This is a genomic window from Streptomyces sp. NPDC048473 (assembly GCF_043200155.1).
GTDB lineage: Bacteria > Actinomycetota > Actinomycetes > Streptomycetales > Streptomycetaceae > Streptomyces.
Genome location: NZ_JBICXE010000005.1, coordinates 256,342 through 271,087, shown reverse-complemented (window position 1 = coordinate 271,087; position 14,746 = coordinate 256,342). Strand labels below are relative to the sequence as shown.

Annotated in this window: 14 protein-coding genes; 2 read left to right on the top strand and 12 right to left on the bottom strand. The window is 71.2% G+C overall.

Annotation, left to right across the window (positions count from 1 at the left end; translation table 11 throughout):
- Positions 1-35: 35 nt before the first annotated feature.
- From ACGFU7_RS11700 to ACGFU7_RS11665, 8 genes are all read right to left on the bottom strand, one after another.
- A complete protein-coding gene (locus ACGFU7_RS11700; RefSeq protein WP_393694642.1) occupies positions 36-1,109 on the bottom strand; it encodes an ATP-binding protein in 1,074 nt (357 codons plus the stop codon).
- The gene (locus tag ACGFU7_RS11695) at positions 1,106-1,843 is read right to left on the bottom strand and encodes a response regulator transcription factor (protein WP_014154105.1); all 738 of its coding nucleotides are present in this window, start codon (positions 1,841-1,843) and stop codon (positions 1,106-1,108) included. The genes ACGFU7_RS11700 and ACGFU7_RS11695 overlap by 4 nt, the downstream gene beginning before the upstream one ends.
- Positions 1,844-2,066: 223 nt before the next feature.
- A complete protein-coding gene (locus tag ACGFU7_RS11690; RefSeq protein ID WP_393694640.1) occupies positions 2,067-2,759 on the bottom strand; it encodes a spermidine synthase in 693 nt (230 codons plus the stop codon).
- A 161-nt stretch (positions 2,760-2,920) separates the two neighbouring features.
- Positions 2,921-3,544, bottom strand: a complete 624-nt coding sequence (locus ACGFU7_RS11685; RefSeq protein ID WP_393694638.1) for a hypothetical protein — start codon at positions 3,542-3,544, stop codon at positions 2,921-2,923.
- Complete coding sequence (locus tag ACGFU7_RS11680) at positions 3,541-4,842, bottom strand: hypothetical protein (protein WP_393694636.1); 1,302 nt, start codon at positions 4,840-4,842, stop codon at positions 3,541-3,543. Before ACGFU7_RS11680 ends, ACGFU7_RS11685 begins: the two co-directional genes overlap by 4 nt.
- Complete coding sequence (locus tag ACGFU7_RS11675) at positions 4,839-5,621, bottom strand: ABC transporter ATP-binding protein (RefSeq protein ID WP_393694634.1); 783 nt, start codon at positions 5,619-5,621, stop codon at positions 4,839-4,841. Before ACGFU7_RS11675 ends, ACGFU7_RS11680 begins: the two co-directional genes overlap by 4 nt.
- A gap of 28 nt (positions 5,622-5,649) precedes the next feature.
- Entirely contained in the window at positions 5,650-6,678 is a 1,029-nt protein-coding gene (locus ACGFU7_RS11670) for a zf-HC2 domain-containing protein (RefSeq protein WP_393694632.1), read from the bottom strand.
- A gap of 50 nt (positions 6,679-6,728) precedes the next feature.
- Positions 6,729-7,334 (bottom strand): RNA polymerase sigma factor, encoded by a 606-nt coding sequence (locus ACGFU7_RS11665; protein WP_393694630.1) that lies wholly within the window; start codon positions 7,332-7,334, stop codon positions 6,729-6,731.
- 125 nt (positions 7,335-7,459) lie between these two features.
- On the opposite strand from ACGFU7_RS11665, the gene ACGFU7_RS11660 reads away from it, so the two are divergent.
- Complete coding sequence (locus tag ACGFU7_RS11660) at positions 7,460-8,281, top strand: rhomboid-like protein (RefSeq protein WP_393694628.1); 822 nt, start codon at positions 7,460-7,462, stop codon at positions 8,279-8,281.
- Here ACGFU7_RS11660 and ACGFU7_RS11655 read toward each other — a convergent pair.
- Together ACGFU7_RS11655 and ACGFU7_RS11650 are read right to left on the bottom strand one after the other, a co-directional pair.
- On the bottom strand, positions 8,208-9,026 hold the full coding sequence (locus ACGFU7_RS11655) for a nucleotidyltransferase (protein WP_393694626.1): 819 nt from the start codon (positions 9,024-9,026) through the stop codon (positions 8,208-8,210). The genes ACGFU7_RS11660 and ACGFU7_RS11655 overlap by 74 nt on opposite strands.
- A 122-nt stretch (positions 9,027-9,148) precedes the next feature.
- Complete coding sequence (locus tag ACGFU7_RS11650; protein ID WP_393694624.1) at positions 9,149-9,940, bottom strand: GNAT family N-acetyltransferase; 792 nt, start codon at positions 9,938-9,940, stop codon at positions 9,149-9,151.
- 222 nt (positions 9,941-10,162) lie between these two features.
- Here ACGFU7_RS11650 and lon point away from each other — a divergent pair, with 222 nt between their 5' ends.
- Positions 10,163-12,595, top strand: coding sequence for an endopeptidase La (gene lon / locus ACGFU7_RS11645; protein ID WP_393694622.1), 2,433 nt, complete (start codon positions 10,163-10,165; stop codon positions 12,593-12,595).
- A 191-nt stretch (positions 12,596-12,786) separates the two neighbouring features.
- On the opposite strand, the gene ACGFU7_RS11640 is transcribed toward lon, so the two are convergent.
- Both ACGFU7_RS11640 and ACGFU7_RS11635 read right to left on the bottom strand, forming a co-directional pair.
- Positions 12,787-13,467 carry a polysaccharide deacetylase family protein gene (locus ACGFU7_RS11640; RefSeq protein ID WP_393694914.1) on the bottom strand — a complete coding sequence of 227 codons (681 nt, stop codon included), beginning with the start codon at positions 13,465-13,467 and terminating at the stop codon, positions 12,787-12,789.
- 309 nt (positions 13,468-13,776) lie between these two features.
- Positions 13,777-14,634, bottom strand: coding sequence for a lysozyme (locus tag ACGFU7_RS11635; protein ID WP_393694620.1), 858 nt, complete (start codon positions 14,632-14,634; stop codon positions 13,777-13,779).
- Between the last annotated feature and the right edge of the window lie 112 nt (positions 14,635-14,746).

The window sequence follows — 14,746 nt, the reverse complement described above, 5'->3', positions numbered from 1 at the left end:
CACGTAGAACGTGCCCTTCCGGTTCGAACCCTATGTCAACCTCGCGGTTGCGGAATCCCCGGAAGAGTGACCTGGATGCGGCAGCCGCGAGCAGATTCGGCCACGCCGATCCGTCCGCCGTGCAGATCCACCGCCCAGCGGGCGATCGCCAGGCCCAGGCCCGTACCGCCGTCGCTGCCCGGACCGTGCGGGGACGGCACCTCGCCACGGTTGAAACGCTCGAAGACCCGGTGCCGCTCGGACTCCGGAATTCCCGGACCCTCGTCCAGGACCTCCAGTGCCAGGGATTCCGGTCCGGCCCCGCGTCGGGCCAGCACGGTGACCCGGCCGTGCGGCGGGCTGTGCTTGACAGCGTTGTCGATCAGATTGGCCACCACCTGGTGCAGCCGTTCCGCATCTGCGTGCGCGGTCAGCTCGGGCGGCGACACATCCAGATGCAGATGTACGTCCTTGCGGGTGTGATTCCCGGAACCGGAGGACAGCCGGCGGTGCGAGGCGGCGAGGTTCGCCTCCTTCAGCACACCCGACAGATACGGCCACACCTCGAAACGGCGGGCCTTCAGCGTGACCACCCCGTTGTCCAGGCGGGACAGGTCCAGCAGCGTCTCCACCAGCCTGCCGAGCCGCTCGGTCTGCTTCAGCGCCGTACGCATGGTCTCCGGGTCGGCCGAGGACACCCCGTCCACGACGTTCTCCAGCACGGCTCTCAGCGCCGCGATGGGTGTTCGCAGCTCATGCGACACATTGGCCACCAGCTCCTTGCGATGCCGGTCCACGGCCTCCAGATCGTCCGCCATGAGGTTGATCGTCTGGGCCAGGTCGCCGAGTTCGTCACGCCGGTCGGCGCGAACCCGTCTGGTGTAGTCGCCGTGCGAGATCGACCGGGCCACGGTCGTCATCTCGTCCAGCGGCGCCGTCAGACCGTGCGCGACGAACTGGGTGATCAGCAGGGTCGCGATCACCGAGAACACCGTGATGAAGCGCAGCTCGGTCCTGGTGCGCACCGCCACCATCAGCAGCCCGGTGGTGATGAACACCGAGACCACCACGAGCGTGCCCAGCTTGGCCTTGACCGAGAAAGGACGCAGTCCGGAACCGGGCTGGGTCATGGCGCCGGGGTCTCCAGGGCGTAGCCGACACCGTGCACGGTACGGATCCGCTCCGCACCGATCTTCCGGCGCAGCGCCTTGATGTGGCTGTCGACGGTACGGGTGCCGGAGGCGTCCGCCCAGTCCCAGACCTCGGCCAGCAGCTGCTCCCGGGAGAGCACCGCACGCGGGGTGTTGGCCAGGCAGACCAGCAGGTCGAACTCGGTCGGCGTGAGGTGGACGTCATCGGCGCGCACCCGGACCCGGCGCTGCGCGTGATCGATCTCCAGCTCGCCGAGGCGCAGTATGCCGCTGCGCGGCGTGACCGCGGCCAGCGCCGCACGCTCGACCCGGCGCAGCAGGACGTGCACCCGGGCCGCCAGCTCGCGCATCGAGAACGGCTTGGTCATGTAGTCGTCGGCGCCGACCCCGAGGCCGACCAGCATGTCGGTCTCGTCGTCCCTGGCGGTCAGCATCAGCACCGGCACCGGCCGCTGGGCCTGCACGCGGCGGCAGACCTCCAGGCCGTCGAATCCGGGGAGCATGATGTCGAGCACCATCAGATCGGGCTGCCATGCTTCGGCCGCGTCCACGGCCGCGGGCCCGTCGAGTGCGGTCTGCACCAGAAAGCCCTCGGCCCGCAGCCGGGCGGAAATGGCATCGACGATCGTGGCGTCGTCCTCGACCACCAGCACCCGGCGCTGTGCGCCCGGGGTGGCCGCGACACCGTTGTGGGTGGTGTGTGTCTGTTCCATCGCCCCGCCCCTGCCCGTTCTCACGGGGGCCATTCCCCCGGAGGCACGGTCTTCGCTTGTGGATTTGGTGGGTGATCCCCGTTACCGGTCAGCAGCGTAAAGGCAGCGGACTGTTCTCGGCTACGCAGGGTGTAACGGCTTGGGCGCGAGGAAGTGGCGGAGTGTCGGCCTTGTGGCGCTTGGCCCCGGGCGTCCGGGGGTCACGGATACCCGGTGGGGGCTCTCAGTCCGTCCGAAGTGCGAGATGCACCACGTCGGGCACACCTCGGGCAACACTGACCTCTTCCGTCCTAACCCCACTGAATCCGGCATTCCGCAAGGCTTGTTCGAAGTCGGCGGACGGTTGCGCGGACCACACCGCGAGAACGCCGCCCGGCGTCAGCCGCTCCCGGCAGTCCGCCAGACCGGCGGGCGAGTACAGGCTCGTGTTGTCCTCGGTGACGGTCCAGTCCGGTCCGTTGTCGATGTCCAGGCACAGGGCGTCGTAACGGTCCGTAGTCGTACGCAGGTACGAAATGAGATCCGTCGTCAGGATCGTGGTCCGCGGGTCGGCGAGTGCCGCACCGGAGATCCCGGCCAGCGGCCCCTCCAGATGCCAGTCCACGATCGCCTGCTCCCGCTCGACGACGGCGATCCGCCCCCACCGCGGCTCGGCGACGGCCCGGACGAGCGAGAACCCGACCCCGAGACCCCCGATGAGCACCGCCGGTGCCACCCGGTCGGCGGGCAGCGCGGCCAGTGCCGCGTCGATCAGCAGCCGCTCGGAACGCCCGTCCGAGGTGTCCATCAGAAAGCACCCGTTGGCGATGATCTCGAAGTCGTCCCCCCGCTCCCGCAGAACGACCTCGCCGTACGGACCTTCGCGGCGGTCGAGCGTGACGGGGGCGAGGGTGTCGGGGGCGTGGATGTCGGGCATGGTGCGGGCCTCCGGTGGGCGCGGACAAGGTCCCCGCCATCCTGGCCGCTCGACGCGGCCGGGGGCCAGCGGATTGCCGGATCCGCCCGAACCATCCGATCCGTCCGGGGCGCGTGCGCCGTTGCGCGGCCTGGGGCGTGCGCCGTCAAGACTGTCGAGAGTTACGCGCTCTCCGGGCGTGCGCCGCGCACCGCGAGGAGGACCGCCCCGACCACGTACGCCGTCAGGGCCACCGCCCATGCCGCACCCTGTGGACCTGGCTGCATCGGCCAGGCCCACACCGCCGCCGCGCCGCCCGGGGTGCGGGGTGCCGCCAGATAGACGGCGCCGCCGTAGACCGTCATCGGCAGCCAGCTCAGCCGGGCACCGATCAGGGCGGCGGAGGCCGCGGCCACCCCGGTCGCGCCGAGCACATTGCGCACCATGGCCGGTGCGCCGAACGCCTCCGGGTGCCCCGGGACCGCCAGCGCGAGCGCCCCGGTCGTCAGTACGGTCAGGATCAGCAGATGCAGCAGCCGGCGCGGCCACCAGCGGCGTACGGCGGTTCGGTCCAGCTCGTCGCTCTGCGCGTGCAGGCTGGTGCCGATCGCGGCGGAGGCGAGCAACGGGGCCAGCGCGAGGACCGGGACGCGGGCGGTGTGGTCGAAGTACGGTCTGGTCTCCAGCCAGTGGGCCGCCCCGGCGGCGACGAGAACGATGCAGGTCAGGGCGGCAGTGGTGAGAGGGAGGGCGCGGGAGCGGATATAGAGGAGGGGCAGTGCGGCGTGGGTCGGCTGGTGGCTCACAGGACCGGGACCTCCGCGGGCGTGCAGCTCTTCAGTGTGGCCAGGAAGCGGCCGAGCCAGACCTTGCGGTCGGCGTCCGGCATGGCCTTGAGGCGGGCGAGATAGGGCGAATTCGGAAACCATATGGAGTCTTCGCCGCTCAGCCAGCTGATGACCGCATCCTCCGTGCGTGCCACTCGCTCGACCTCCCGTCGGTCCTTCCCTTGCGAGTCGGCCGAGCAGTCGCGGTTCACGAGGCCCAAGGCGGTTTCCGAGGCGTACGCGCCGGGATCGGTCAGCTCGTCGCGTGTGATGCCCCGGCCCCGCGACACGTGCGCGAGAGCGGCTTCGCCGTCCTTCGGGTCGGGCTCGGAGTCCACGTATCTGACCGGTGCGCCCGGGACTCCCTCCAGCCGCGAGAACATTCCCGTCAGGGCCTCGGACATCTGGGGCATCACCGGGGCTTCGGACGCGTGCACGCAGATCTGCGGAGTGCCGGGGGTGGCTGTCGAGCAGACCTTGCGGGCCACGGACGGGTCGTCGCGGTAGAGGTCCTCACCGGTGCGGACGACCAGCGTCCCCGCCGCGATCGCCAGGACCAGCGGCACGACCGCAAGGCAGCGCCGCCGTGCCGCGTACGCGAGCAGCACGGTGACGGCGATGCCGCCCGTCCATGCCACCAGAACCGGGGCGAACCACCAGACCGGGACGGACACTTCGAGCGCGACCGACTGGGCCGGGCTCAGGAACCGGGCTTCCGAGTCCAGATAGTCCGGGAACCCCAGGCCGACGTACGCGCACACCGCCAGCACCGGAGCGATCAGCCGCCACCGCACCAACCGGCCGACGACGAACCCCACGAAACCGATGGACAGCAGGAAACCGAGGTCCGTGGCGACGATCGAGACGGACGGGCTGCCGACCCCGGTGTACGGGGCGGTCGCCGCGAACGCCACGGCCAGCGCGAACAGATACCCGGCCGCCGCCCACAGCGCGATCGGCGTCGCGGCCGTCGTCGCCTGCGCGAGTCGGCTGCGCGGGACCGAGAGCAGTAGCTCGGCGGTGCGGCGGCGGTGTTCCCGGCCGCCCTGCCAGCAGGCGGCCGCGGCAACGAGCGGACCGGCGAGCAGTGCACTCGCCGAGCGCAGCTGGCTCTGTGTCTCGCCCCAACTGCCCTGCCACTGGGGAGCCTTGCTCCACAGCGGAACGAGGAGGGTGAGTGCGACGGCGAGCCCGGTCCAGGGGGCGATCCCGCGTCGGAGCTCGGCCCACAGCGCGGTGTGCGCCTGATGGCGTATCGGTGCTTCGGAGCCCGTCATCGGTGCGCCACCGCCGCCCGGTGCGCCCGCAGCGCGGCGGTGTAGCCGCGCTCGATCCGGTTGCCGTCCGTCCCGTCCGCTCCGGTGTTCTCGCCTCCGAGGGCCGTCAGCTCCTGCGTCGTACCCCGGTACGCGATCCGGCCCCCCTCGATCAGCGTCACATCGGTGCAGGCCGTGGCGACATCCTCGACCAGATGGGTCGAGACGATCACGGTGGACGCGCCGCCCAGCTCCCGTATCAGCGCCCGGAACTCGACCCGCTGCTCCGGGTCGAGACCGGCCGTCGGCTCGTCGAGGAGCAGCAGGTCCGGATCGTTGACGATCGCCTGGGCGATGCCGACGCGCCGCACCATCCCGCCCGACAGGGTCTTCACCCGGGCGTCGATCCGGTCCGTCAGACCCACCCGGTCCACCGCACGCTCCACGGCCGCGGGGACCGCCGCCGCGTCCATTTCCTTGAGCCAGGCCACATAGGCGACGAACTCGCGGACGGTGAAGCCCGGGTAGTACCCGAACTCCTGCGGCAGATAGCCGAGCCTGCGCCGGACCGCGGCCCGGCTGCGGTGGTCGGACCTGGCGCCGACCTCGCTGCCGAGCAGCTCCACCCGGCCGCCGGACGGTGCGGCGACCGTCGCGAGCACCCGGATCAGCGAGGTCTTGCCCGCCCCGTTCGGCCCGAGGAGTCCGTGCACACCGGGTGCGAAGTCGAGATCGACGGCGTCGAGCGCGGCCGTCCTGCGGTGCCGGACGGTGAGTTTCCTGACCTTGACCGTGCTCATGACCGTGGTGCTCCTCATGCGTTCACGCTCACAACGTCTCCAGATGGTCGAAGGATCTACGGCGTACGGCGAGCAGCGCGGCGCAGACCAGCGCCCCGGCCGCCCAGCCGCCCTGTGCGGCGGGCCCGGCGAAGTACGTCGCGGCCGCGGCCGCCGGCGCGGTGATCCCCAGGGGGGAGCCGGCGAAGGCGGGCAGGAGCACGGCGGCCGCCCAGGCCACGGCGACGGACGAGGCGCCGGTGCGGCAGCCGACGTACGAACCGAGGGCGAGCGCCGCCAGCGTCATCGCCAGCCCCGGCAGCAGCCATGCCGCCGGGCCCGGCCCCGCGGCGGACGGGGGCAGCGCGGCCCCGGCGAGGGTGAGCGCCGGGATGCTCACGCCGAGCACCGCGGCGGTTCTCGTCAGCAGTAGCCGCAGCCCGCCGGACGGGGTGGCGGCGGTGATCTCGTGCATCGGGTCCGTGTGCCGTCCGTAGGAGACGACGACCCCGGCGAGCGGCAGCACCGGCGCGATGACGAGGAGCAGCGGCCGCGCGGCCGCGTCGAGCCCCGCCCCGTACGCCAGGGCGAGAGCCCCGACGGCCACCAGCACCAGCGCCAGCAGCCACGCACCGCGCAGCGCGGGCCCGGCGGCCCACAGCAGACGCCCGGTCCGGGAGGCGGACCCGGGAGGGCGGACGCGACGGTTGAGGACGGATCCGGTTGCGGACCTCGGAAGGCGGACGCGACCGATCAGGGCGGACCCGGTTGCGGACCCGGGAAGGCGGACGCGACCGTTCAGGACGGACCCGGTTGCGGACGCGAGGAAGCGGACCCGGTCGCTCCGGACGGGCTCGCTCTCCGGCGACCCTTCCGCCGCCACCGCGGCCAGCACTCCGGCCCGCACCCCGTCCAGCAGCGCCGCCGCCTCCCGCCGTGCCCGTACCGCCGCCGAGACCCGCGCCGCGCACGCCCCGCACGTCTCCACGTGCTTCTCCAGGGACCAGGCGTCCGTCTCCGCCACGGAACCGGCGGCGTACCGCTCGGCCAGTTCTCCGCCCACGTGCCAGTGGGGCATGCCGTCGCCTCCCCCCATGCCGTTGCCTCCCCTCATGCCGTTGCCTCCCCTCACGCAATGCCTCCCAGCGGACCGGCTTCCGGCGCCAGCAGTTCCAGCGCGGCGCGCAGCTCACGTCTGGCCCGCATCGCCCGGGTCTTGACCGTGCCTTCCGGTATGCCGAGGAGCCGAGCCGTTTCGCGGGTCGTCAGCCCGTCGATGACCGTCGCGCGCAGGACCTCCCGCAGCTCCGGCGAGATCCGGTCGAGTGCGGCGCCCACATCCCCGTACTCCAGACCGGCGAGCACCCGCTCCTCGGCGGAAGGCGCGGCGGCTGCCCACTCCTTGCTCCCGGCCCGCTCGGCCTGTGCGGCGAGATCGGTGCGGGCGTGGACCCGCTGCGCGTCCACCAGCCGGCGCGAGGCGATCACCCACAGCCAGCCGCCGATCTGCGCACCGCGGTGCGATCCGGCGGAGCGCCAGGCCGTCACGAACGTGTCCTGAAGGACTTCCCGTACGGTCTCGGCATCCGCGCACCGCCTGCTCAGCCGGGCGAGCAGCCAGCCGGCGTGCCGGTCGTAGAGCGTCGCCAGGGCCGCCGTATCCCCCTGTGCGACGGCACGCAGCAGGGCGTTGTCGTCATTTCGGTCCTCCCCCGAGGGGCGCAACAGGCTCACACCCCTCTATCGGGCACCGGACCCGACTCGGTTCATATGTGGCTCACGCCATAGACGACGTGGGGGACGATCACGGAGGGTAGGACGTTGCTTCGGGGGGCTTGTACGGAAAGGGGCCTCGCGCGGTGCATCAGGGTACGGACAGGGCGGCTCGCGAAGAAGAGCTCGCGGCGCCGCTGCTCGACGCCATTCCGCGTCAGCGCCATACGGAGCAGGCCGCCGCCCCTCCGGCTCGGAAGGCGGACCGGAAGGCCCGCCGGTGGCTGCGGCTGCTGCCGACGCCCACCGGTACCCCGTTCACGTTCGGGTATCTGATGGTGCTCGTCGCCACGTCCCTTTTCATGGAGTACGCCGATCCGGACACCGTCTCCGCGGTGCTGCGCGAATCGAGCACGGACGTCGCGCATCTCGGCGAGACCCCGCTTCTCGTCCTGGCCGCCAGTGCCCTGTGGGTCGTCGGCGGGCTCACCTCCCCGTACGTCTTCGGCTTCGCTCTCGTGCTGACCGCCCTGGAACGCCGCATCGGGGGGTGGCGCACCGCCGGGGTGTTCCTGCTCGGTCATGTCGTGGCGACGCTCGCCACGGAGATCCCGGTCGGGCTGTCCGTGGTGGCCGGGCATCTGCCGGAGTCCTCGCTGCACCGGCTCGACTACGGCATCAGCTTCGGGCTGATGGCGAGCGTGGGTGCGCTCGCCGGGCTGCTCACGCCGTGGCTGCGGGTGCTGGTGCTCGGCGGAGTCGGTGCGATGCTGCTGCACGATCTGCTCGACCTCGACGACCCCCTCACCAACTGGGGCCATCTGCTGGCGCTGCTGCTGGGCGTGGCCTGCTGGCCGCTGCTGCGCCGGGCCGGTGCGGTCAAAGGGGCGGTGGTCAGGGGCGTGGGGTCTTCTCGCCGTGCACCGCGAGGTACTCGGCTGCCAGCCAGGGCGCCAGATCGTCGATGAGCATCGCGAGGACGGCCGGGTCGGTGGAGGGGGTGCGGCCCGTGCGTGCGGCCACCCGCATCTGCTCGATCCGCTCCGGACGGTCCGGGTAGTAGCGGGCGAACACCTCGGCGGACTCGGCCAGATCGCTGGTCCAGCCGCCCCACTGCGGCATGACCAGGGTGAAGCCCGACCGGACGATACGGCGGGCGGCGCCGCGGCTGAGGTTTCGGCGTTCGGCGTCCGTGGTGGCTTCGGCGGCCCTCCGTCGCCAGCGGGGGAGCGAGAGGTGGAGGTCCCCGTTGGTCTCACGGGCGAGCAGCGGGGTGGGGCGGTAGCGCGGCAGCTGTACGGCGAGGTCCTCGCCCAGCAGCGGGGTGCAGAGACAGGCGAGGAAGAAGCCGAGGTCGTTGCGTTCGAGTTCGCTGGTGAGGGTGTCGGCGCCGGACAACAGGATGCCGACGCCGTCGATCTGGCCGAACGAGGCGTCCAGCCCGGCCTCGACGGCACGGGCCGCCGCCTCGTCGGCTTCGGTGGGCCCGGTACGCAGCGCGAGCAGCAGGTCCAGATCGGAGACACCGGGAACGGCCGTGCCGCGCGGAATGCTGCCGTAGACGTACGCGCTGTGCAGCCGCGCGCCGTCGAAGGCTTCGGCGATCCGGGCGCGGGCCGCCTCCACCACGGGGGCGAACACCGCCGGCACCCGGCTCAGCGAGCCCTCCCGCCGGATGGTGCCGTCCTGGTTCAGCCCTCGGTCGTCGTTCATACCGGCACTCTGTCCGGTGTTCCGCCCGGCTGACGACTGGTTTTCGCCGGTGGGCCGGGCGGTTCTTTCGCAGGTGGGCCGGGCGTCGGGGCATCGGCCGGTCCGATGCCACCGTGCCGCCGTCAGGGCCCCGGCGGTGACCACACATAGGGCGTGGTGGTCGTCACGAGGTGGAAGCCCAGTCGCCGCAGGATCGGGGCGCTGTCGTCGGAGGCGTCCACCTGGAGGAACCTGACGCCGCGGGCGGCGGCGAGCGAGGCACGCGCGGAGACCAGGGCGCGGTAGATCCCCCGGCCCCGCCACGCGGAGAGCGTCGAACCGCCCCACAGACCGGCGAATTCGGTTCCGGCACGGAAGACCAGCCAGGCCGCCGAGACCACTTCGCCGTCGGCCTCGGCGACCAGGACGGCGATCTCCTCAGGTGCGGCCGAGACGCGCGCGATCAGGTCTTCGCCGAGCCAGCTCCAGTCCTGTCCCCAGACGGACGACTCCATCGCGGCGATACGGTGCATGTCGGCGTCCGCGGTGACCTGACGCAGGACGACGCCGTCCGGCAGGACCGGCTCGGCCGCCATCTCGTCGGCCCGGCCGATCAGGACCGACTCCTGCTCCTCGGCGACGAAGCCCGCCGCACGCAGCCGGTCGGTGAGATCGGCCGGCCGGTCGTGCCCGCGGGTCTTCCACTCCACCGCCTCGCCACGAGCGGCGAAGTAGTCGCGCTGCCGGGCGATCAGCCGGTCGAGCTCCGCGCCGCTCACGCCGACATCGCGCGGACCGCTCACGAAGCCGCGGAACTGGCCGACGATCCGCAGCAGCGGGCCCTCCCACTCGTGCGTGACCCCGGTCGGAGGGTTGGGCGGGGCACCACGCATCTGCTCGTCATAGGCCGCGAGCAAGCCGTCGATGTCTGTCACGAGAAGACAGTACGAGCGGTGGCAAATGGTTTTTCTCGGCCAGGAACGTCGCCGGATTAAAGCGGACGCATCCGGAGTTCTCCGCTACAGAAAGGGCCTGACCGGTCCTGCGGAAACGAGCGCATTCAGCCGATCGCTCACAGCGAACAAACCCCGGGGAACAATGGGCGGCTCAGGAGCATTGAGTCTGCATAACTCAACTTGACTGCTGAAGGGGAGATCATGGCTACCGATTCCAATGCGGTCACTCCGCTCGCCCTGCCCGTGCTGCCGCTCGACGACGAGGTCGTGCTGCCCGGGATGGTGGTGCCTCTGGACCTGTCCGACACCGATGTGCGCGCCGCCGTGGAAGCCGCACAGGCCGCAGCCCGCGAGGGCGGCGGCAAGCCCGAGGTGCTTCTTGTGCCGCGGATCGACGGGACGTACACCGGCACCGGTGTCATCGGCACCGTCGAGCAGGTCGGACGGCTTTCGGACGGGGATCCGGGCGCGCTCATCCGCGGCCGTGGCCGGGTGCGGATCGGGGCCGGGACCAGCGGACCGGGTGGAGCGCTCTGGGTGGAGGGGACACGGGTCGACGCGGTCGTCCCCGATCCGCTCCCCGGAGCCGCCGCCGAGCTGGTCAAGGAGTACAAGGCACTCGCCACCAGCTGGCTGAAGAAGCGCGGCGCCTGGCAGGTCGTGGACCGGGTCCAGCAGATCGAGGACATCTCCGCGCTCGCCGACAATTCCGGTTACTCACCCTTCCTCACCACTGCCCAGAAGGTGCAGCTCCTGGAGACCGTGGACGCGGTCGCCCGGCTGAAGCTCGCCATCCAGTGGCTCGGCGAACACCTCGCCGAGCAGGACGTCGCCGAGTCCATCGCCAAGGACGTCCAGGAGGGCGTCGACAAGCAGCAGCGTGAATTCCTGCTGCGGCGCCAGCTCGAAGCCGTACGCAAGGAACTGTCCGAGCTCAACGGCGGTCCTGGTTCCGGCGCAGACGAGTCCGACGACTACCGGGCCCGCGTAGAGGCCGCCGATCTTCCCGAGCACGTCCGCGCGGCCGCGCTCAAGGAGGTCGACAAGCTGGAGCGTTCCTCCGACCAGAGCCCCGAGGGCTCCTGGATCAGGACCTGGCTCGACACCGTCCTCGAACTGCCGTGGACCGAGCGGACCGAGGACGCGTACGACATCCGCGGCGCCCAGGAGATCCTCGACGCCGAGCACGCGGGCCTGCAGGACGTGAAGGAGCGGATCACCGAGTACCTGGCGGTACGCAAGCGGCGTTCCGAGCGCGGTCTCGGCGTCGTCGGCGGGCGGCGCGGCGGTGCCGTGCTGGCGCTGGTGGGTCCTCCGGGCGTGGGCAAGACCTCGCTCGGTGAATCCGTCGCGCATGCCATGGGGCGCAAGTTCGTCCGCGTCGCGCTCGGCGGTGTACGGGACGAGGCGGAGATCCGCGGCCACCGGCGTACGTACGTCGGTGCTCTGCCGGGACGTATCGTCCGGGCCATCAAGGAGGCCGGTTCGATGAACCCGGTCGTCCTGCTCGACGAGATCGACAAGGTCGGCTCCGACTTCCGGGGCGACCCGGCCGCCGCCCTTCTCGAAGTCCTCGACCCGGCGCAGAACCACACCTTCCGCGACCACTACCTGGAGGTCGAACTCGACCTCAGCGATGTCGTCTTCCTGGCCACCGCCAATGTCCTGGAAGCCATCCCGGAGGCCCTGCTCGACCGCATGGAGCTGGTCAGGCTCGACGGCTACACCGAGGACGAGAAGGTCGTCATCGCCCGTGACCACCTGCTCCCGCGCCAGCTGGAGCGGGCCGGTCTGGAGAAGGACGAGGTGGCGCTCGACGAGTCCGCGCTGCGCAAGCTGGCCGGCGAGTACACCCGTGAAGCGGGCGTACGGAACCTGGAGCGGGCCGTCGCCCGGTTGCTCCGCAAGGTCGCGGCCCAGCACGAACTGGGCGACCGGGAGCTCCCGTTCACAGTCGCCGAAGCGGATCTGCGCGCTCTGATCGGCCGGCCGCACCACGTCCCCGAGTCCGCCCAGGACCCGGCCGAGCGCCGCACCTCGGTGCCGGGCGTGGCCACCGGACTCGCGGTGACCGGCGCCGGTGGTGACGTGCTGTTCGTGGAGGCGTCGCTGGCCGATCCGGAGACCGGGGCGTCCGGACTGACCCTCACCGGTCAGCTCGGCGACGTCATGAAGGAGTCCGCGCAGATCGCGCTGAGCTTCCTGCGGTCGCACGGCGCGGAACTGGAGCTGCCGGTCGCGGACCTGAAGGACCGCGGCGTGCACATCCACTTCCCGGCGGGCGCGGTCCCCAAGGACGGCCCGAGCGCCGGCATCACCATGACGACGGCGCTGGCCTCGCTGCTCTCCGGACGGCTGGTCCGTACGGATGTGGCGATGACCGGTGAGGTCTCGCTGACCGGGCGGGTGCTGCCGATCGGCGGTCTGAAACAGAAGCTGCTGGCCGCGCACCGGGCCGGGATCACCACCGTGGTGATCCCGAAGCGGAACGAGGCCGACCTGGACGATGTTCCGGCCGAGGTCCTGGACACTCTGGAGGTCCACCCGGTGACGGACGTGCGCCAGGTGCTGGAGATCGCCCTCGCGCCGGCCTCCGCGGCCAGGCCCGAGGAGAGGATCCCGGCCGCGGCGTAGGCGCCATGGCGTGACGGGCGTGGCACCACGTGCGCGACCGGTACGGACGGCCCGCCCTCCCGGCAACGGGCGGGCGGGCCGTTCCGCGTGCGACGGAGGTTCTCATGCGTAGGCCGTTCCGCGTGCGACGGAGGTTCTCGCGTATCGGCCGCTCCGCGTACGCCGGGGCCTCGCCTTTCGGGCCGCACGGCTCAGGGGCGGTAGATGGTCCCCGGGACCGGCTCGGCGGGCGCCATCAGCTGCGGGACCGTGACGAAGGTGTAGCCCTGCTTCTTCAGCGCGTCGATGATGCCCGGCACGGCGGGCACCGTCCCCTTGTAGATGTCGTGCAGCAGGATGATGCCGTCCCGGCTCGCCTGGTCCAGGATGCGCTTCTTGATCAGCGCCGAGTCGGTCGTGGAATAGTCCTTGGCGGTCGCGCTCCACAGGATCTGGGAGAGCCCCAGGTCCTTGCTGATGTCCGAGACGGTGTCGTCGGTACGGCCCTGCGGCGGGCGCATCAGGCGCGGCTTCTTGCCGGTGATCTCCGCTATCGCGTCCTGCGTCTTCTCCAGCTCGGCGCGTATCTCGGCGGGCTTCTTGTCCGTCAGGATCTCGTGGGACCAGGTGTGGTTGGCCACTTCGTGCCCCTCGGCGGCGAGCCTGCGCACGGTGTCGGGGTGCTGCTTGACGTGGTTCTTGCCCAGCAGGAAGAAGGTCGCGTGCACCTTCTTCTCCTTGAGGATGTCCAGCAGATGCGGTGTGTCCTCACCCGGTCCCGCGTCGAAGGTCAGGGCTATGCACTTCGCCTTGCGGCAGTCCACCGGGCCGAAGGAACCCTTGGAGTCGGAGCCCGCGTCGCCGCGCGCGGAGGCCGGCGCGGTGGTCTGCATGGAGCAGCCGCTCAGCGTCAGAGTGAGTGCCGTCACAAGGGCTGCGGCCAACCCTGTACCGATCGACTTCGTCTTGATGGACAACGCGGGTCACTCCTCCGTAGCTGAACAGGGCGCACGGCGTGCGGCAGAGAAGGACTATACACATGGCGTATACACCGGGTGCATAGAGGACCTTCGTTGTCGGCTCGGAGGGTGAAATGCCTGGTCAGGGGTGGGAACAGGGCAGAGCCCCCGGCGACTGGGTGGGTCACCGGGGGCTCTGCTGTGCGAAGCGTCGGACCGGGCGGGTGCGGCGGCGGGGCCGGCTCAGCCGTTGGCGAGAGCCTGTACGCGGTCGAGGGCGCCGTTGAAGTGGTTGTGGTCGCCGACGTAGGGGCCGGACGAGGTGTACTGCCAGATCGTGTAGTAGCTCCAGCCGGCCGGGAGTTCGCCGACCGTGGTGTTGTAGCGGGCCACCCACAGCGGGTTGGTGGCGCCGAAGCTCGCGTTGTTCCCGGTGCAGGTCTGCCACCAGCTGGTCGCGGTGTAGATGACCGCGTCGCGTCCGGTGCGCGCCTTGTAGGTGTTCACGAAGTCGCGGATCCAGGAGACCATGCCGGCCGCGGTCTTGCCGAAGCACTGGTCGCCGTACGGGTTCCACTCGATGTCGAGGACGCCGGGCAGTGTCCTGCCGTCCTTCGACCAGCCGCCCCCGTGGTCCACGAAGTAATTGGCCTGGGTGGCGCCGCTCGTGGTGTCCGGGGTGGCGAAGTGGTACGCACCCCGGATCATGCCGACGTTGTACGAACCGTTGTACTGCTGGGCGAAGTACGGGTTCGTGTAGTACGTGCCCTCGGTGGCCTTGGTGTAGGCCCACCTCACGCCGCTGTTCCAGAGGGTCGCCCAGTCGACGTTGCCCTGGTAGCTGGCGACGTCCACGCCTTCGGTCTGGGCGGCCCGGGTGTCGCGCGGCAGTCCGCCCTGGCCGTCGTGGGCGATGACGCCCATGCCCATCGTGGCCGTGCCGCGCGCGGGCTTCTTGGCCGCGGCGGCGGTGTCGTGGGTGCCCGCGGCGCTCGCCGCGCCGGGCAGGGTGAGGAGGAGGGAGAGGGCTGCGAGCAGGGTTCCGGCCGCGGCGAAGCGCGAGCGACGGGAGGTTTTGGATCTGGATCTGAGCACCGGCATGTGAGTGCCTCCGAGGCCTTGGTGGGGGGACGTGCTGATCCCAGGGGGACGCCGGGCGAACCCCTGCCGGCAGGTCATGGTGTGGACATGCCATGCATGACGCTACGCACGT